The 17,962-nt window shown below is 38.0% G+C and carries 18 protein-coding genes; 2 read left to right on the forward strand and 16 right to left on the reverse strand.

From position 1 onward, the window contains the following. The first annotated feature begins 368 nt into the window (after positions 1 to 368). Positions 369 to 935 carry a peptidoglycan-binding domain-containing protein gene (locus AC3WJG_RS19780; protein WP_098331586.1) on the forward strand — a complete coding sequence of 189 codons (567 nt, stop codon included), beginning with the start codon at positions 369 to 371 and terminating at the stop codon, positions 933 to 935. 227 nt (positions 936 to 1,162) lie between these two features. Here AC3WJG_RS19780 and AC3WJG_RS19785 read toward each other — a convergent pair whose 3' ends face one another. From AC3WJG_RS19785 to AC3WJG_RS19800, 4 genes are all read right to left on the reverse strand, one after another. Next, positions 1,163 to 1,483, reverse strand: coding sequence for a 2Fe-2S iron-sulfur cluster-binding protein (locus AC3WJG_RS19785; RefSeq protein WP_337134064.1), 321 nt, complete (start codon positions 1,481 to 1,483; stop codon positions 1,163 to 1,165). Positions 1,484 to 1,560: 77 nt separating this feature from the next. Further along, on the reverse strand, positions 1,561 to 1,740 hold the full coding sequence (locus tag AC3WJG_RS19790; RefSeq protein ID WP_013082801.1) for a hypothetical protein: 180 nt from the start codon (positions 1,738 to 1,740) through the stop codon (positions 1,561 to 1,563). Positions 1,741 to 2,013: 273 nt separating this feature from the next. Continuing rightward, positions 2,014 to 3,321: an MFS transporter gene (locus AC3WJG_RS19795; RefSeq protein WP_102813109.1), complete on the reverse strand. Its 1,308-nt coding sequence runs from the start codon at positions 3,319 to 3,321 to the stop codon at positions 2,014 to 2,016. A gap of 325 nt (positions 3,322 to 3,646) precedes the next feature. Continuing rightward, complete coding sequence (locus tag AC3WJG_RS19800; protein ID WP_337134065.1) at positions 3,647 to 4,204, reverse strand: YdhK family protein; 558 nt, start codon at positions 4,202 to 4,204, stop codon at positions 3,647 to 3,649. Positions 4,205 to 4,432: 228 nt separating this feature from the next. Between AC3WJG_RS19800 and AC3WJG_RS19805 the strand changes: the two genes are divergently transcribed. Further along, positions 4,433 to 4,861, forward strand: a complete 429-nt coding sequence (locus tag AC3WJG_RS19805; RefSeq protein WP_028408848.1) for a hypothetical protein — start codon at positions 4,433 to 4,435, stop codon at positions 4,859 to 4,861. Positions 4,862 to 4,999: 138 nt separating this feature from the next. Here the strand turns inward: AC3WJG_RS19805 and AC3WJG_RS19810 are convergent, their stop codons facing one another. The 12 genes from AC3WJG_RS19810 to AC3WJG_RS19865 all read right to left on the reverse strand — a co-directional run bounded on the left by AC3WJG_RS19810 (position 5,000) and on the right by AC3WJG_RS19865 (position 17,385). Then, the gene (locus AC3WJG_RS19810; RefSeq protein ID WP_098658484.1) at positions 5,000 to 7,417 is read right to left on the reverse strand and encodes a heavy metal translocating P-type ATPase; all 2,418 of its coding nucleotides are present in this window, start codon (positions 7,415 to 7,417) and stop codon (positions 5,000 to 5,002) included. Positions 7,418 to 7,502: 85 nt separating this feature from the next. Beyond that, the gene (copZ, locus tag AC3WJG_RS19815) at positions 7,503 to 7,709 is read right to left on the reverse strand and encodes a copper chaperone CopZ (RefSeq protein WP_013082796.1); all 207 of its coding nucleotides are present in this window, start codon (positions 7,707 to 7,709) and stop codon (positions 7,503 to 7,505) included. 14 nt (positions 7,710 to 7,723) lie between these two features. Beyond that, complete coding sequence (locus AC3WJG_RS19820; protein ID WP_013056612.1) at positions 7,724 to 8,056, reverse strand: metal-sensitive transcriptional regulator; 333 nt, start codon at positions 8,054 to 8,056, stop codon at positions 7,724 to 7,726. Positions 8,057 to 8,169: 113 nt separating this feature from the next. Beyond that, positions 8,170 to 8,850 (reverse strand): response regulator transcription factor, encoded by a 681-nt coding sequence (locus tag AC3WJG_RS19825; protein WP_028408851.1) that lies wholly within the window; start codon positions 8,848 to 8,850, stop codon positions 8,170 to 8,172. A gap of 1 nt (position 8,851) precedes the next feature. After that, positions 8,852 to 10,228 (reverse strand): sensor histidine kinase, encoded by a 1,377-nt coding sequence (locus AC3WJG_RS19830; RefSeq protein ID WP_337134066.1) that lies wholly within the window; start codon positions 10,226 to 10,228, stop codon positions 8,852 to 8,854. Between the two features lie 378 nt (positions 10,229 to 10,606). Next, complete coding sequence (locus tag AC3WJG_RS19835) at positions 10,607 to 11,026, reverse strand: universal stress protein (protein ID WP_337134067.1); 420 nt, start codon at positions 11,024 to 11,026, stop codon at positions 10,607 to 10,609. 226 nt (positions 11,027 to 11,252) lie between these two features. Further along, positions 11,253 to 11,450, reverse strand: a complete 198-nt coding sequence (locus tag AC3WJG_RS19840; protein ID WP_013056608.1) for an IDEAL domain-containing protein — start codon at positions 11,448 to 11,450, stop codon at positions 11,253 to 11,255. Between the two features lie 119 nt (positions 11,451 to 11,569). Continuing rightward, positions 11,570 to 11,728 (reverse strand): hypothetical protein, encoded by a 159-nt coding sequence (locus AC3WJG_RS19845; RefSeq protein ID WP_176526438.1) that lies wholly within the window; start codon positions 11,726 to 11,728, stop codon positions 11,570 to 11,572. Between the two features lie 142 nt (positions 11,729 to 11,870). Next, positions 11,871 to 13,367, reverse strand: coding sequence for a CoA transferase (locus AC3WJG_RS19850; RefSeq protein ID WP_337134068.1), 1,497 nt, complete (start codon positions 13,365 to 13,367; stop codon positions 11,871 to 11,873). A 245-nt stretch (positions 13,368 to 13,612) separates the two neighbouring features. After that, positions 13,613 to 13,858: a DUF2164 domain-containing protein gene (locus AC3WJG_RS19855; RefSeq protein ID WP_264388015.1), complete on the reverse strand. Its 246-nt coding sequence runs from the start codon at positions 13,856 to 13,858 to the stop codon at positions 13,613 to 13,615. A gap of 117 nt (positions 13,859 to 13,975) precedes the next feature. Then, positions 13,976 to 15,340 (reverse strand): glycoside-pentoside-hexuronide (GPH):cation symporter, encoded by a 1,365-nt coding sequence (locus AC3WJG_RS19860; protein ID WP_060747453.1) that lies wholly within the window; start codon positions 15,338 to 15,340, stop codon positions 13,976 to 13,978. Positions 15,341 to 15,435: 95 nt separating this feature from the next. Further along, positions 15,436 to 17,385, reverse strand: coding sequence for a beta-galactosidase (locus AC3WJG_RS19865; protein WP_253352697.1), 1,950 nt, complete (start codon positions 17,383 to 17,385; stop codon positions 15,436 to 15,438). Positions 17,386 to 17,962 lie beyond the last annotated feature (577 nt).

Raw genomic sequence — 17,962 nt, forward strand, 5'->3', positions numbered from 1 at the left:
TTCTGGTTATTATTTGAACGCAGAGCTCTTGAACATGAAGAGACTACAAAGAGACCTAAGACCCTTTGCAGTCTTTTCATTCGTTTATTTATTATGGGCGCTATACAGCAAAACACACTATGATCATGCAAGACACTCCACCTGCTATTTTTCATTCCGTACTGTATCAGAGAAAAGTGAAATTATAGTGAAAACATAGAACGATTTATCTACTTCACTAGTTTTTTATGACTATCTTATATAATCATAGGAATATAAAAGCAAATAGAAAACTGTTTGCGCTATAATAAATTGACTTTATAGCTACTGATTAGTTATAAAACTCATGAAAAGCGACAAATAGTTGCTAAAAACAAGGAGGTTATTTCATGTTAACGAAAAAAACACTTGTCATGCTTTCTACTCTCACCCTTGTAACAACATGCGTAGCATTCAGCACTCCAACTACTGAAGCAGCTGCTAAAGATACCTACTCACAAAAAATTGAAACTAAAGCAGAAAAAAGGCCTACGCTTCGTAAAGGTTCTCACGCTAGCTACGTAAAGGACTTACAGCAAAGCTTAAAAGATGTGAAGTATAACACATCAGTTGATGGAATTTTCGGTACGCAAACACAAAACGTAGTAAAAGAATTTCAAACCGATCACAGCTTGTCTCCAGATGGTATTGTTGGCCCCTTAACATGGTCAGCTTTAGATGAGAACAAGGTAGAAAGAAAGCAATTTCCTGTCAGCACAGCTATTACATTCGGTAAAAAAGAACTCGGTGACAACATTGTCTTCAGTACAGACGACCGCTTACGGAAAGATAACAACGATAAAGCTTACTACAGATTCGTAGCAAAAAACAAAGACTGGATGGATCAAGGCGGATCAGGCACCATAGGGTGGTATCATATTTACAAAAATGGAGATGTGATTGAAGCATCCAATTAAACCTATTTACAAATAACGGTTCGAAAAAAGCCTTCATAATCACTCTTTTGAGTGATTTACTATTTCCCTTACAGAATGCTAAAATTTAAAGGAATCATTCCGTAGGTACTTTACTTTAACAAGAACAGCTTTTTCTCCCCGCAGCTGTTCTTGTTATTTTTTAATAAAAATGAAAAAAGCAGCATGCTGACTGAACATTCAACACGCTGCTTTTTGCGATTCCAGGACTACTCTGCGGGTCGAGGTCCTGCTTCTCGTCCTGAGCTCTCTACCGTTAATATTGGGCGAACGGTGATATCTTCATTTACACGAATTTGACATGATAAGCGCAGGTGATCTTCAATTGAACTTTCTGAGTATGCATTTTTCTCTGCGTGTGTTAAATCACAATATTCACCTTCAAGCACTTCTACCCTGCAAGTCGTGCATTTAGCTTTCCCGCCGCATCGATGAAGAATATTTATACCGTCGTCTTCGAGTGCCAAGACAAGCTTTTTTCCTTTTGCCACTTCAAAACTTCCGTATCCTAAAACGGTTACTCTTGGCATGTATCTCCCTCTTTCCCTCTACTACTGTGTACAAGCAATTTGAATTACACTATATGCAGTTTCTTTTTATTGCATGCCTAAATCCAATTAAGAAGACCATCATTTTGTAATACGGCAACTAAAACGACAATCCCAAGTATAATAACAGGTATCAGTGCTTTTAAAATTTGATACTTAGATAACTCTATACGTTGAGGCTCCTTTAACAAATGACTTTGATTTAACTCAGTATTGTTTTCACTTTCTTTATGATTCATGTTCCTCTGCCTTTCTATTTTTTATAGTGCGGTTCATATCTACTTCTGCTGACATCACAAAAATAGACACAGAATTTCTTCATAAAAACCATCTTAACCTTTTTAAGAACATGCTATACTAACAATTCTGTTTTAAAATAAGTCTCTATCATATGTTTTAAACAAACAAATTTACCTTATTTCCCTTCTTAATAGCATTTCTCACATCGCTAAACGCACAAGCAAGGTCTTTATTTATAATCAAAAGTAAACCCCATAACGAGTCATGGGGTTTTACTTCGTACTTTGTTTTTTTGGAATTTTAATTTGTTTAATATCTCCCAGCACATAAATATAAAAAATTAAGCCTAGCAACAATACAATTCCTGCTACAATAAAGCTTAGATCAAAAGAACCGGTTTTATCCAATAGATATCCCGTTAAAGCTGTAGCTATAATTCCACCAAACAAATTATTAGCTAAATTAACAATAGAACTGAGAAGAGAAATAGAGCCTGCAGGCGCAATTTCAGCAGAAATTGACCAGCCGATTGGTGCCGTTGCCGATATACCTGCCAGTCCAATCGAGATACAAATCATCGCTACTACAACACTATTGGTGAAAATAGAGCCTAAAAAAACAAACCCTAAGCATAATCCTACAACAATGATCGTGCGATATACTTTTTGACTGTTATATCCTTTTTTTATGAGGTAATCAACAAGCCAACCGCCAACTAAAATGCCAGCAAATGTAGCAATTAGCCAAGGTACTGCCGTAAGCAGACCCGATGACATGATATCCATACCGTATTTTTCTTTTAAAAAAGTTGGCAGCCACGTTAACAGTAAATTAAACGTATATCCATAGCCTGTAAACCCAATCATTAGCCCCCAAACTTTTCGATTCGTAAATAATACTTTTAAGGTATGTAAAAATTTTGATGTTTGTTCATCGTTCGCATTTAAATTATTTTCTTGAATATACTTCAACTCATCATCTGATATGCGTCTGTGCTTTTCTGGTTTTTCGTAATAAAACCAAAACAGCAGCGTAAACAGCACGTTTATCATTCCAATGGATAAAAATGCTGTGCGCCAATCAAATTTAGTGATGAGAAACGCTACAAGAGGTGCGCCAAGTACATTTGAAAATTTGGCCGCTGAATCAAACAAAGAATTTGGCAAGCTTCTTTCGTTTGGAGGAAACCATAGAGATGTAGCTTTTGATGCTGCTGGAAAAGCTGAAGCACTCATTATTCCTATTAAAAACCGGACGATATAGAGAAGAAGTTTTCCTTGTAAAAATGCCATCGACATCGTTAATAAACTCCAAATTACCATACCCACTCTTGTTACCCATGCTACTCCGAACCGATCAAGCAAGCTTCCCGCAGGTATTTGCATGATCGTATAAGAATACGTATAAATAGAAAAGACAATTCCGAGCTCTGTTCCCGTTAAGTGAAATGCATCTTGTATTGCAGGAGCGGCCACTGACACCGCTACACGATCAAAATAATTTAAAATAATCATACTGCTTAACAAAGATGAAATAAACCATCGTGTACGTCCTGTTCGCTTTACTGAATGTTCACTCATAGCTAGCTCCTTTCATCAGTAGTTTGTTCGTTTTATTACCGTAGCATTCTACTCAATACCACAACTTCTTTTGAAAGAAACATGCGTTTTCTTCATCCACCATGTAAGAAATTCCTCATGATAAAACATAAAACAAAAAGAGATTGAGTCATAACTAAATCAATCCAAACTACAGCTAGAAGCCACCACCTACATGAAACCTACGTTCACCATAACAACGAAAAAATCCGAACGAGTTGGATTCTCAATCAAGAATCTCGATTCATCGTTCGGACCTTTTTTTACCTAAAATACTTTTGTACCAGCCTCTTTTTTCGCTAATAGTCTATTTGGCTGAAAGTTCACTTTCGGTTACCCACTTGTGATTTTTTACTTTCTCTCCGCCTGTAGTCGGTGCGTAGTCTACCATGTATACCGTTGTTTTTTCGGCTGAATCAATCGTTGCTTTTGTCCCTTTCATACCTTTCATATGATCTGCTTCAAGCGTTACTTCGCTACCTGGCTTTAACTGCTCGTTATCCGCGTCTTTTATTTCTTCTTGAATAACCCACTTATGATTTTTCACTTTTTTCCCGCCAGTCTTTGGCGTATACGAAACGGTATAGGCCGTAGTGTCGTAAGCACCAACAATCGTTGCTTCAGCCCCGTTCATGCCTTTCATATGATCTGCTTTTATAACGGCTTTATCTCCGACTTTATATGTTGGATTCTCTGCTTTTTTTAACCCTTTTGGAACCTCTCCTGAACTAGAGTGATTCATCTCTGAGTGATCGTGCATGGATTCGTTTTTGTCAGCTGAAGGCTTTTCATGACTAGAATCGTTTCTGCATCCGCTTAGTCCAATAATGACAGATGCCCCAAGAATAAATAGCTGTTTTTTCATAACAGGCCCTCTTTTCCACATAATAAACTTTAAAATAAAAATCATTTAATCATTAGAAACAACTTACCTTTGCCTACTCTTCTTCTTTTCCTTATTGTAGCTAGAATTTGTGCAGATTTTGTGAAGATGAAGATAATTGGGCACGAATAATTCCTGTTCCTAAAAAAGGCCCTCGTATGAATCACTTACCACAAGGAAAAAGTATAAAAATAAAAGGAGGAAAGAAACATGCTAAAAATACGCTTTGCTCTGTCCTCACTCTTACTTGCGTTTAGCTTGGTGATGGGAGCCCCTTTTGCTTCCGCATACTCCACTCTCTCATCTAGCGTACAAAAAATAGAAGTAACGTCCATTAAAATGAAAACGCTCAAAACATTTATCGATGAACAAGATATGAATGCATTCACCAACAGTATAAAAAAGGCTCAGCATATGAAACTTCTCTTAGATGAAGAATCTGCTGGGAGCATCGATTGCAAAATGACCATTACCTATGAAGATGGTTCTAGCCGTCATTATTTCATTTGGATTATGGATGATGGACGTGATGTGTTAATTGCTCAGCAAAAGCATCCAGAAGACCTTCATCTTAAAGGGTATGAATTGAATCAAAAAAATTCCTTGCACCTAACAAAGCTGCTAAAGAATATTCTTTAGCAGCTTTGTTTTTAGATCCCTTTTACCGAGAATGACTCGTTGAATCTAATATTTTTTAGTTTATATTGCCCACATAGCATATACTGCTATGACTGCGAGCACGTACAAAATTGCTGAGACGATCCACTTTTTCATATATTATAGCCTCACTCTCTGCAATCGCAGTGCATTTAATACAACCGACACAGAACTAAAGGCCATCGCGGCTCCAGCGACCCAAGGGGCTAACAGCCCAACTGCTGCAATTGGAATACCAAGCGTGTTATAGCCCATTGCCCAGAATAAGTTTTGCTTAATATTAGAAATTGTTTTTCTACTCATTTCAATCGCATCTGCAATGCTCATCAAGTCTCCTCGCATCAGCGTAATATCAGCGGCTTCCATCGCTACATCCGTTCCTGTTCCGATGGCCATTCCAATATCAGCTAACGCAAGTGCAGGAGCATCATTAATACCGTCTCCTACCATGGCGACTTTTTTACCTTGCTGCTGAAGCTTTTTCACTTCTTCTGCCTTGCCTTCTGGCAACACTTCTGCTATAACGTGCTCAATACCCGCTTGCATCGCAATAGCCTGAGCTGTTTGACGATTATCACCTGTAATCATCATCACTTCTAAGCCCATTTCTTTTAACCTGGAAACTGCTTCTTTAGAAGTCGCTTTAATGGTATCTGCAACAGCAAGCATGCCGGCATATTTTCCGTCAAGAGCAACGAGCATAGCCGTTTTTCCTTCTCGTTCTAAATTTGTCATTTCTTCTAAGGCTGTATCAATATTTACCTTATGTTGGTTCATAAGCTTTCTTGTTCCCACTAACAGCTCTCGCTTTTGTACAGTTGCTTTTACTCCATACCCTGGAATAGCTTCAAAAGATAACGGATCTTGAATCTCTATACCTTTATTTTTTATACCTGCTACGAGTGCTTGAGCGAGAGGGTGCTCCGACAAACGCTCAGCCGATGCAACTAACTGTAATAGCTCATTTTCTTCATAGCCTTGTGCAATACGTACATCGGTTAACTCGGGGGTTCCATTTGTCACAGTTCCCGTTTTATCTAAAAGAATCGTATCGATTTTATGCGTTGCTTCTAAATGCTCTCCGCCTTTAAACAAAATACCATATTCTGCTGCGCGGCCTGACCCCGCCATAATGGAAGTTGGAGTAGCTAAGCCTAACGCGCATGGACATGCAATCACTAGTACGGCGATAAGCTTTTCTAAAGCCGGTGCAAATTCGCCAGGCGCAATCCAAATATACCAAACAAAGAAAGTAAGAAGTGCAATTCCGACTACAATTGGCACGAATATACCTGAGATATAATCAGCTAGTCGCTGAATAGGCGCTTTAGAACCCTGCGCTTCTTCTACTACTTTAATAATTTGCGCAAGCGCCGTCTCCCTGCCAACGTTTGTAGCTTTTATTTTCAAAAAACCGTTTTTATTGAGTGTGGCTCCAATTACTTTATCTCCAATGTTTTTATCTACCGGTACGCTTTCACCTGTCAGCATGGACTCATCTAAGGCCGATTGTCCTTCAATAATCTCTCCGTCTACAGGCACTTTTTCACCAGGCTTAATAAAAACAACTTCGCCTTTTTGGACTTCTTCCACTGGAATTTCAACTTCTGCTCCGTCTCTTATGACAACGGCCGTTTTAGCCTGTAAGCCCATCATCTTTTTAATTGCCTCTGAAGAACGGCCTTTGGCATTTGCTTCAAATAATTTCCCTAAAAGAATCAGCGTAATCAATATAGCACTCGTTTCATAGTAAAGCTGATTCGTATGAGCAGATGACCCAAGTGATTTAAGAGAAGAGTATAGACTATAGAAATAAGCTGCGCTTGTACCTAGTGCTACTAAAACATCCATGTTGGCGCTTTTGTTACGCAGAGCTTTAAATGCGCCTACATAAAATTGCTTCCCTACCACGAATTGAACAGGCGTAGCTAAAGCGAGCTGAACCCATGGATTCATTAGCATATGAGGTAAAGGAATAAACGACGTAAACGTAAAATGGCTAACCATTGCCCACAATAAAGGTACGCTTAAAATAAATGCAAACCAGAACTTTCCTTTTTGTTTACTCAGTTCTTTTTCTCTGTAGCTTTGCTCTTCTTCTTTTTCTTCCGACTTTAGCTTTGCTCCGTATCCAAGCTTTTCAACTCGCTGCGTTATATCTTGCGGAGCTATTTGAGAAGGGCTGTATTCAACAGAAGCCGTTTCTAAAGCAAGGTTAACACTTGCCTTTGTCACGCCTTCTAATTTGTTTAACCCTTTTTCAATACGAGTCGAACAAGCAGCGCACGTCATGCCCGTAATAGCAAATTCGGCTTTTTCACTTACAACTCCGTACCCAAGCTTTTCGATTTTTTCTTCAAAGGCCTGTGGACTTGTTTTAGACGGATCAAATATGATGGTAGATCTTTCTAAAGCCAAATTCACATTTGCTTCTTTTACACCTTCTATTTTTTTTAATCCTTTTTCAATTCGGTTAGAACACGCTGCACATGTCATACCTGTAATTTGCAAGGTGGCTTCTTTTTGTTTGTCACTCATCACGTTTCGCCTCCTGTTATATACCTATAAGGGGTATATATATTTCTTAAATCAAGCGTGCGAAGGTATTCGCACGCGATGATGTTTATGCTACGTCATAACCTTGGTCATCAATAGCCTCTTTAATATCTTCAACCGTTACTTGACTTGGATCAAATGCAACTGTTACTTTTGCATCTTCTAAGCTTACTTCTACGCTTTTAACGCCATTAAGTTCGCCTACGCCGCCTTCAACAGCTTTGACGCAATGACCGCAAGACATTCCTTGTACTGATAATGTTACGTTTTCCATTTCTAGCATCTCCTTTATTTCATTAATCGTTTAATGGTTGTTAATAATTCATCTACTACTTCTTCATCACCATCTTGCACACGTTCTACAATGCAATGCTTCAAGTGACCTTCAAGCAAAATTTTACTTACACTATTTAAAGCAGACTGCGCAGCTGCGATTTGAGTAATCACGTCGTCACAATACGTATCTTTTTCAATTAATCCTTTAATTCCTCGAATTTGTCCTTCAATTCGATTTAATCGGCTCGTTAGATTTTTTTTCACTTCTGGAGAATGGTGACTTTTTCTTTCACTATTTATCGTACAACATTTTTCTTCACTGTTCATGTGATTCGCTTCGACCATCTAACATCCTCCCTTCATGACTCCATCATACTATACCCCCCTACCCTATGTAAAGGGAAAAGGTCGCTTACTTTATCTTTCCACCAATTTCGATAGCTATGCTCATATCATTTTCAACTAACATCAACCCACTTATAGCCTATTCCCCATACGGTTTGCAAGTATTCGTCTACAGGAAAACCCGCTTTTCTAAGCTTATCCCGAACATTTCGCACATGGGAGTCAATAGTACGATCTCCAATCTCAGCCTCATATCCCCACACTAACACAAGCAAGTCGTCCCGGCTGAACACACGATTTAAATGCTGAAGAAGTAACCCCACTAATTCAAACTCTTTAGGCGTCACTTGAATGTGCTGCTTTTTATATTGTAATAGGTGGTCTTCCTTGCTCCATACTAACCCTTTATAGGTGATTTCATTCTTTTCTTTTGAGGAGCGTCTAAGAACCGCGCTGATACGTGCAACCAATTCTTCTTCACTAAACGGTTTAGTAATATAGTCGTCTGCACCTATATTTAATCCTTTTACTACATCTAACGTTTGGCTGCGGGCTGTGAGCATAATGACCGGTAGATCAGACATTTTTCTTACTTTTTGGCAAATCTCCCATCCATCTTCGCTTGGCATCATAATATCTAATAACATCAAATCTGCTTTGTTACCTTCATAAAGATAGCGCAGCGCTTCTGTGCCTTTTTCAAATTTTATACATGTAAATCCGTTTGGCAGCAGATAAAGTTCTAGTAAATCCAGCATCCTTGCTTCGTCATCTACTAATAAAATAGTGGCCATCCTATCCATCCTCTCTTAATACAATCTCTACAGCCGTTCCTTTTCCCACCTCGCTTATGATTGTTATTTCTCCTCCATGAGCTTCTACAATCTCCTTTACAATTGATAAGCCTAATCCGTAACCTCCGCTTTTTCTCGAGCGAGATTTTTCCACTCGATACAGCTTGTCAAATACATAAGGCAGATCTTTTTCTGGAATACCTATTCCTTGATCTTTAAGAGTTATTGTCAATGATTCAGCTGATTTTTTTACAATTAAATCAATTTTAGCCCCTTCTTTTGAATATTTCATTGCGTTATCAAGTAAATTGATAATCACTTGCTGAAATCTTTCAGGATCTAGTGAAACGTAAAGGTCTTGAGGGCAGCTTATGTCCAGCTCCATCTCTTTTTCTTTTAAAGCTAAATGAAAATGTGCGCATATGGTGTGCAAATACGTAGCCAGTTCTACTTTTTGTTTTTGAATAAAAAATGTGTGCTGATCCAGCTGCGCCAGCTGAAACAAATCTTTGACTAACTGTGAAATTCTTTCCGCTTCTTCTTCCACAATGGCAAGATATTTATCACGTTCTTGCGGTGTATTAGAAGGTCTTCTCGCTACGTCCGCATAGCCCTTTAAATACATCAAAGGAGTTTGAAGTTCATGTGAAATGCTGCTTAAAAATTCATTTCTCTCTTTTCGTAACCGCTGCAGCTCATTTGCTAGCGACTGAATGGACATTCCTAATTGTCCAAGTTCATCTCTTGAATGAGCACCAAGCTTTACAGACAAATCCCCTTGACTCAGCTTCTCTGTTGCTTTTTTCATCTTGATTAAAGGAGCGGTTATAAATTTAGACAGAGCAAAAATAGTCACAATCGAAAATAAAACGGAAACAGCTCCCGCTACGTAAAAATGATGCTGCAGTCTCGCAATCATTTCGTGAATATCATTTGTGTTTTTGAACATATAAACCGTCCCAAACTGCTGACGGCCTTTTTTAATAGGTGATGCTGTAGCGATATAAGGTTTGCTTTTCCAGTCGCCTTGCATAATTTCACCTTTGTATGTAAGAGACTTTCCTTTCCATTTCTCTACTGCTTTTCTTGCACCTTGAATTAAAGGCCTAGACGAACTGATAATTTTCCCTGTTTTATCTGTTATGACAACATCAGTTTCTGCTTCAGATTCCATCAGTGCAACATGGTTAAGCGTAGCTGCATCATGATGCTTCTCTAATACTTCCCGGTGACTGTTTCCTCTTAAACGCAAACTTTCTAATTCCTCTGAAATTCGTGTGTTGGCAAGACCGCTATACAAGTAAAAAAAGAGCGCAGCTTCAATTAGTAAAATGAACATTAAAAACAAGAGTCCGAGCTTAATAGAAATTCGATTCATTTATTCACATCCTTTGCTTTCATTATAGAAGTAATAATTGAAGAAACTGTGCAGAATAAAGCATACATGATTAAATAACCATTATTCTCTGACAGTTTACCACAGGTATCTGACAGCTTAGCGTATAAAATACGTTTATCATAACGTAAATTTCGAACTCACTAAGCACGCAGCACTACATAATCCAAAAGCAAAAAAAGATGGAGACATAACAAAATCCCTCCAATCCACAGCTAGAAGCACCTATATACAGGAAACCTGCGTTCACTATATCAATAAAATCAACAAAAAATCCGAACGAGTTGGATTCTCCATCAAGAATCTCGATTCATCGTTCGGATTTTCCTTCAACTAAAATACTTTTGTCCCAGCCTCTTTTTATTTAACAATGATAACAGGACATTCTGCAGATTGAGCAACTTCGTGACTTACACTTCCTAAAAATGTCTCTTTCACAAAGCCCTTTCCTCGACTTCCTATTACAATGACGTTTTGTTGATTGTCATGTGCGTATTCGATAATTTTCTTTGAAGCGGTCCCCTCTAAACCGTATGCCTCATATGGAATACCTGATTGAGTTAAATGATTGTGAGCTTCAGATAAAATATCGCGGTTTTCTTCTTCTATCAGTGCGTCTAAGTCAACGCTAAAAACGGGCTGCTGCAAGTGAATTCTTTCCTTAATATGTAAAATGGTCAACTTATTAGCATTTACGCTTTTAGCTAGTTTACTTGCATGTTGAAGAGCACGAATAGAAGGTGCCGAACCGTCAAAGGCGACTAAGATTTTGTTATACATATAAAGAACCCTCTCTCTTTTTGTTCTTTCATGATGCGCTGCCATCTAGATGCTGTAGATGATAAAGCAAAAAATAATAAAGTAAGAGACTTCTTGATTTTTGCTTTATCATCCATACTATACTTTTACCGCTTTCAGAAAAAATAAAACATTTATCCGTTTTTTTCCATATAAAAAGCCTTTGCTTCTAGTGAGCAAAGGCTGATTGTTTATGTTAGTAGGTTATTTAACAAACTTCTTTTAACTCTTCAGTTAAACGTAAAAAAGTTTCTTTATCTCTTTTTTCTAAAGACTGATCAATTTGCAGTAAAAGCTGTGCTTTTTTAAAGTCACGAAGAGATTTGTTTAGCACTAGTTGAGCTGCTGTCGCGTCTGATACTTTTACTTCTTCTTGTGTCATTTTGCGGGACGTATAGTTTTCCATTACAAGTCAACTCCTCATCCTTTTCGCTATTATATAAGAAATCATATAATTATTCAAATATTTTTTCTTATTTTTCATTTTAAATGTGCCTCTCAAAATGAGGTTTGGACATACCCAAATCATTTTAATCCAAAGGCGAGCGAATTGGATTGAATTGATTTTTGTTCAAGGCTTCGCTTTCCGCGGGCGGCCGGTGAGTCTCCTCGTCGCTTATACTCCTGAGGGGTCTCACCTGTTCCGCTTTTCCCGCAGGAGTCTTCGCCTTGCCCTCCAATCAACAGTTAGAAGCAACAGAATATACAAAATCCACGTTCACCATCACCATGAAAAAATCCGAACGAGTTGGATTCTTTATCAAGAATCTCGATTCATCGTTCGGATTTTTTTTAACTAAAATACTTTTGTCTCAGCCCCTTGTTATCACAACCACTCTGGGCGTGAAGAACCTCGAGGAACCAGAACCGTTTTATATTCCCCTGGAGTTTCCGACATTTCGATTTGTTCTGTAAGCCCTTGGTACAATCCTAAAGGTGTTTGGGCCGTAAAGAGATCCGGTGCAATGTACTCATGCTTCTCTGACGAACCAGCTGTTTGATGAGCGTACGCTTTCTCATAGATGCCCATTGATAAAATCCATAAAGATACGCGATCTAATGATACACGCACGCGGTAGCTGCCTCCTTCTTTTGCTCTTCTTTCTAGTGCCATTAAAGCACCAACTTCAAGCAGCCAAGAAACCGCATAATCATTTACCACTACAATAGGAGGCAGCTTAGGATTTTCTGGCGATCCTTCTAACGCCATGACTCCCGTTACGCTTCCCGCTGTTTGGTCAAATCCATTTCTTTTTGCCCAGTCTCCTTGCGTTCCATGCAGGTTAACGGTGCAGTGGATGATTCCAGGTTTTAATTTTGCACACTCTTCAGCTGTTAGACCGTATCTCTCTAGGAATCCGTATCGACGGTTCGCAAAAAAGATATCTGCTCCTTGTAGAAGTTCAACCATTTTTTCTTTTCCTTCTTTTTCACCGATATCCAGCGTTGAAGAGCGCATACCGACATTAGACGTAGCGTAAATCGTATCATGCTCCCAATCCGTTGGCTTCCAAATATTTAAGACGTCCGCACCGTGTAAAGCGAGAGCTCTACCAAATCCTGCTCCTGCAATAACATGACCAAGCCCTAATGCTCGAATACCATCTAGCGGCGTTTTAGGATTCTTTGAAAAAGGAATCGGCTCACTTTCTCCAATCTTTTCAATTTCAATTAAAGGAAGCTGCGCTATTTCTTCATACACGGTTTCTTTCATAAACTCTTCAATTGTCCGCACAACAGGCATGATAACTCCTCGCTCCGCTGCAGCTTTTTCTAATTCTTCTGCATTCCAACCGCGAATGGCTTTTGCGACTGCATCAGGATCTTCTATACAATTTAACAGCTTTAGCGTTTCGTGCTTAGAGCGTGGATATGGATTCAGCGGCATCACCCATTTATCATCTTTTGTTTGATAAAAGCGAAAGCCTAATGGGTTATATGGGTCATTTGCTTTACTTGGTGCGTACCCATTAAGCTTTTCCCATTTTTTATCGTAAAAAGGTGATAATCTTCGGATCGCTTTTCGTAAATCCATATGAATATCTTGACCTTTTCCTCCGCGTATTCTCCAAATGTTTGAGACAGCTACTGATTTAGCAGCTAGTGCAATAGCTGCTGCTGAGGCAAGGCGCAGCGTACTAGGAACAACCGGATCTTCTCCGTAAAACGTAATGCTTCCTCCGCTGTCTTTTGCTGATAAACCGACCCCTTGAAGCACATTTTCCAGCTCTTGATAGATATCAAAATCACTATTATCCGTTAAACGATTTTCATTTGCTTTCACAATAGATTTTGTTAGCTGATCTTTCATAATGTTGCTCACGCATAGTCCCTTCTTTCCTCATATAATTACCTCATTATGTCCCTGCTTGCTGAAGTTATGCCCTCATCGAGTGAAATCAAAACACTTCAAATATATAACCTTTACGTTAACGTTAGTTTTATCTTAAAACGAATGTATCATATATCACTTGGTCGAACAAATAATTTGTTTCATAGACAAACAAAAGCGCTTTATGTTTTTATACATAAAACGCTTTTTTCCTATTTCATATTTTCTTTTTTGAACTACTTTTCAATCGGTTTTTTTAATGCATGTAAATTTTCTTCTGCAGAAAGCATGACTTGGTTCATAATATCTTCTGCATCCTTAATGGCTTGGTTATAAAAGTGGGGACCAATATGTTCTTTAATAAACTCTAATACACTTTCTGCTGCAAATTCACTTATTTCTTCATCTCGTTCGTTATAAAAAAACGTTTGAATTTCACTCAGCATTTTATCTTTATCTTCTTTTGAAAAATTAATAAACATAAACAAAACTCCTCTTTACATTGATATCTGTCTACCTGACATCATAGCAAGAGGAGCTGAGAAAATGCAGTCTTTTTTTCTTGTTGTTTTTGTGTACAATGTTTATGCTAAATTTAATTAGCTAGATACTTTCATAGCCGGTTTTTCTTTTATGCGGCCTGATCGCTTTTTCATATCCTGTAAAATTTCTAAATATCTCTTTTCCGTCAACTCATATTTTACGAGTGGGATAAGTGATAACAAGCAAAGGATGCCTGGAATGATCGTAAAGATTAAAGCAATCCAAATGAGCGTGCTGTGTGACTGAATTTGATTTGGCATGTACCCTACCGCTGAAAGGATGTACCCTCCTACTGCTCCACCCAGTGCTGAAGCAACCTTTGTTTTGAAAATATTCGTAGAAAACACCATTCCTTCCGCTCGGTTCCCCGTTTTCCACTCGCCGTATTCTACACAGTCAGCGAGCATAGATGTTTGAGCAATGTTGCTAACTCCACCGCCGAAAGAAGCTAAAAAGCTTAAAATCATCACCGGCATAACGTGAAAACCGGTTGCAAACATTGTAAGAGTAGCTACAGCATTTAGGGCAATTCCTCCTATTGCTGCGCGTTTCTTTCCAAATTTATTTGAAATGAAAGGAGACGCGATCGCTCCTACAATTTGTGCTGTGAAAAATAAGGTTAAATAAAGAGACGCGATATTCTCTGCATTTAAATTGTATTTAAAATAGTAAATAGAAAACGTAGTTCGAATTGTTAAAATCGTTTCAACTAAAAGCATCGAGAAAATTAGATAACGCAACGGTTTATTTTGAATAAATAAGTTCCAAACTGCTTTTGGCGTCTGCTTTTCCTGTCTTTTTACGGTATAGTTTTCTTTTACTCCTGAAAATGTAATAATCATTGTAATCATTAAGATACACGCATAAATAAGACTCAGCATAAACCAGTTTCCAAAATAATGAGCTAGTGGAAGAGTTAATAAACTAGCAAATAAAGACCCTACTGCTGCAATGGTTCTAGGAAACGCCACTACTTTATTTCGTTCTTTTACATCTTGTGTAATCGTTGCTGAAAGCGACCAATAGGGAATATCCATAATAGCAAAGCTTGTTCCCCATGCGATATAGGTGATATAAGCGTAAATTAATTTTCCTGTATGAGAAAGATCAGGACTAATAAAACACGCGACTGTAGCAACAGCTGCAAAAAATCCGCCTATTAAAAGATAAGGCCTAAACTTACCAAATCTCGTTTCTGTATTATCAACAATCATTCCGATAATAATGTCTGCAATCCCATCCCATATCCTAGCAATAAGAAATAAAGTTCCTACAGCTGCGGCATTTAATCCTACGCTGTCCGTATAAAAAATCATTAAATATGTACTTGTTAATGCATAAATAATATTGTTTCCAAAGCTTCCCATTCCGTATGATAGTACGGTTTTCAGAGAAACTTTTGACTGTACCCCCATGCTCATATAACCTAACTCCCTTCTCCTATAAAACGCTTTCATATCATATTATGAGTGACTAGAATCTCATTGCTTTATGAGATTCTAGTCTCCTGTTGCTACTACATGTTTTCTACAACTCGACTTTCGTAAGGCTGCAGAACAATATCTTTAAATACTTTTAGTTCTGGCGTATGGTTCATAAGGAAGTAATAACTTTTCTCTCCAAGCTTGCGAGGATATACTTCAATCCCCTCTTCACTTTCCGTATGCTCAATCTGCTGCTGTTTTACAATATCAAGCGCAATTTTTTCAAACGTTTGCCCTTCAATTCCACAGCCTACATAATAAACCGTCCCGCGACCAAACTGATTTTTTGTTACAGCGGCTTGATTATAGAATGGATCATCATACTCATACAGCACTTCAGCTGTTACAGGTGTGACAATGTCTCTCCACACGGACGCACTTGACTGCTCTCCTTCATACGGTCCTACCCCTTTAATGGCTGCTTTTTGAGTAGAAGACAGTGCTTCCACTTCATGAATTTCGATGCCTGTTATTTCTTTTACATATCCAGGCAGCGTCTGTTTAAAGTGAATATTATTTTGTTTGTCTTTAATGCCGGTTCTAAACGTAAAAACGATGACGCCTCCGTTTTCAGTAAATTCAGTAAATCTCTTACCTAGTTCTTCATCAATTATTTGCAAAGCTGGAACAACCAGTACTTTATAGCTTGAAAAATCTCTCGCAGCAGGAATAACATCAATAGGTGTATTCAACTTATAAAACGGTGTATATCCTCGAAGCAGCTCTTGCGTAAAGTCAAATCCTTCACTTTGCTGCTGAAAGCGCCATGACCATATATTTTCATAGTCATACAAAACGGCAACGTCGGATTTAATATCAGACTCAAGTACATGTTCATAATGAACGATTTCACTAAATAACGACTGAACTTCTTTGTAGCGTCTTCCATAGTGATTATCGTGACCTACAACTCCATAGCAGTACTGCTCGGCTCCTCTTGTCATTCCGCGCCAACGGAAATACAGCATATTCGTACATCCATGAGCAAAAGCCTGATAAGACCACATCTTTGCCTGGTTAGGTCGCGGAAGATAACCGATGACATCATGACCTTGAGCGCCCATTAATTCCTCTACAATCCAGAAGTTTTTATGTAGCAAACCTCTATTAAAATCATGCCCTAGTGCAATATGAGCCGGGGTAATTGGCTCTGTTTGACCGCCCCATACCGGATAATTGTCATAAGATACAAAGTCCATTACTTCTAGATTTTCTTCATGATCAAACCATTTATCAAAGAAGCCTCCTGATACGTTCGTTGTCAACAGCTGGTGATCACCTTTATATTTCTTTACAATCGCTGTTTGTTCGTGAGCGTATCTGTTTAACGAAAAAGAGCGAAAGCGCGCCCAGTCAAGCTTTAACGAAGGGCTGTGGGTCGTAATTGTTTTTACAGGCATAGGCACTTCAGTAAACTCGTTATATGTTTGTCCCCAGAAAATAGTGCCATACTTCTCATTTAACTCATTGATGTCTTTGTATTTTCTTTCTAAAAACTGCTGAAACTCTTTATGACATTGTTCGCAGTAACACATGTCACTGCCTTCATGGCCAAATTCATTGTCAACTTGCCATGCTACGATTGCGTCTTCTGAGCTGTATTGTTTTACTAATTGTTCTGTAATCTGAGCGCTATACTTCCGGTAAAGAGGCGAATTAAAACAATATTGACGTCTTCCTCCAAAGGCTCTGACCGCCCCGTTCTCATCTTTTGATAAAATAGAAGGATGCTGTTTCGCAAGCCAAGCCGGAAAAGTGGCAGTAGGCGTACCAAACATAACATCAATATTTTGTTTTTTAAGCTTATTGATAACGCTATCAAAAAAGGAAAAGTCATATTCACCTTCTTTAGGCTCCATTAGATGCCAAGCAAACTCTCCTATTCTCACCATGTTTGATCCTAGCTCTTTAATGCCTTGGATATCTTCTTCTATCATATTCTCTGGCCAATGTTCAGGGTAATAATCGACACCGATGTACATTTTTCTCTACTCCTATCTATTTCTTTATTTCATTAAATGAACGATTTGCTGCTACTTATTAAGGTCTACTCGAAAACCGTGATAAAAAGCAAAAAAATCACATTTCCTATCTTCATAAATAATTCTCTATTCAACTTTTAAGATACATACTTTCTAATCTTTTAAAACGCTTACAAGTTTATTTTATGAACTTTATTCAAAATATTCAATGGTAAAAATTTAGAGAAAAACATCCTTTTTTTGCTCTTTATTAAAAGAAAGAATAAAACGCTTACAAAGACAAATGTTTTTATAATTCTTTTATATATCTTCCCTCACACTTCCCATATCCACATTTAGGTAATAAATTGCTTAGAAAACAATCGTCAAAAGTAATTTCTTTCATACATGTTATCTATCAATTAGTAAGAGTCATTTGACTTATCTATAAAATAGTAAAAATTACAGAGCAGGTTTTTACCATTATTAACACATTAAACCCACGTTCATCATCATAACAAAAAAAGACCGCACAATTAATCAATACTCTCGATTAATTGTGCGGATACTTCTTGGGCTAAGATACTTTTGTTCCGCC

The organism is Priestia sp. FW507-14D1A (assembly GCF_058781295.1).

What these genes read in the sequence shown, in the direction of transcription:
- AC3WJG_RS19790 (WP_013082801.1), bottom strand. Translation starts at nt 1,740, where the DNA reads ATGAATCATAAAGAAAGTGAAAACAATACTGAGTTAAATCAAAGTCAT.
- AC3WJG_RS19820 (WP_013056612.1), bottom strand. Translation starts at nt 8,056, where the DNA reads ATGGTCGAAGCGAATCACATGAACAGTGAAGAAAAATGTTGTACGATA.
- AC3WJG_RS19795 (WP_102813109.1), bottom strand. Translation starts at nt 3,321, where the DNA reads ATGAGTGAACATTCAGTAAAGCGAACAGGACGTACACGATGGTTTATT.
- AC3WJG_RS19825 (WP_028408851.1), bottom strand. Translation starts at nt 8,850, where the DNA reads ATGGCCACTATTTTATTAGTAGATGACGAAGCAAGGATGCTGGATTTA.
- AC3WJG_RS19840 (WP_013056608.1), bottom strand. Translation starts at nt 11,450, where the DNA reads ATGGAAAACTATACGTCCCGCAAAATGACACAAGAAGAAGTAAAAGTA.
- AC3WJG_RS19835 (WP_337134067.1), bottom strand. Translation starts at nt 11,026, where the DNA reads ATGTATAACAAAATCTTAGTCGCCTTTGACGGTTCGGCACCTTCTATT.
- AC3WJG_RS19865 (WP_253352697.1), bottom strand. Translation starts at nt 17,385, where the DNA reads ATGTACATCGGTGTCGATTATTACCCTGAACATTGGCCAGAGAATATG.
- AC3WJG_RS19805 (WP_028408848.1), top strand. Translation starts at nt 4,433, where the DNA reads ATGCTAAAAATACGCTTTGCTCTGTCCTCACTCTTACTTGCGTTTAGC.
- AC3WJG_RS19780 (WP_098331586.1), top strand. Translation starts at nt 369, where the DNA reads ATGTTAACGAAAAAAACACTTGTCATGCTTTCTACTCTCACCCTTGTA.
- AC3WJG_RS19860 (WP_060747453.1), bottom strand. Translation starts at nt 15,340, where the DNA reads ATGAGCATGGGGGTACAGTCAAAAGTTTCTCTGAAAACCGTACTATCA.
- AC3WJG_RS19800 (WP_337134065.1), bottom strand. Translation starts at nt 4,204, where the DNA reads ATGAAAAAACAGCTATTTATTCTTGGGGCATCTGTCATTATTGGACTA.
- AC3WJG_RS19810 (WP_098658484.1), bottom strand. Translation starts at nt 7,417, where the DNA reads ATGAGTGACAAACAAAAAGAAGCCACCTTGCAAATTACAGGTATGACA.
- AC3WJG_RS19855 (WP_264388015.1), bottom strand. Translation starts at nt 13,858, where the DNA reads ATGTTTATTAATTTTTCAAAAGAAGATAAAGATAAAATGCTGAGTGAA.
- copZ (WP_013082796.1), bottom strand. Translation starts at nt 7,709, where the DNA reads ATGGAAAACGTAACATTATCAGTACAAGGAATGTCTTGCGGTCATTGC.
- AC3WJG_RS19785 (WP_337134064.1), bottom strand. Translation starts at nt 1,483, where the DNA reads ATGCCAAGAGTAACCGTTTTAGGATACGGAAGTTTTGAAGTGGCAAAA.
- AC3WJG_RS19830 (WP_337134066.1), bottom strand. Translation starts at nt 10,228, where the DNA reads ATGAATCGAATTTCTATTAAGCTCGGACTCTTGTTTTTAATGTTCATT.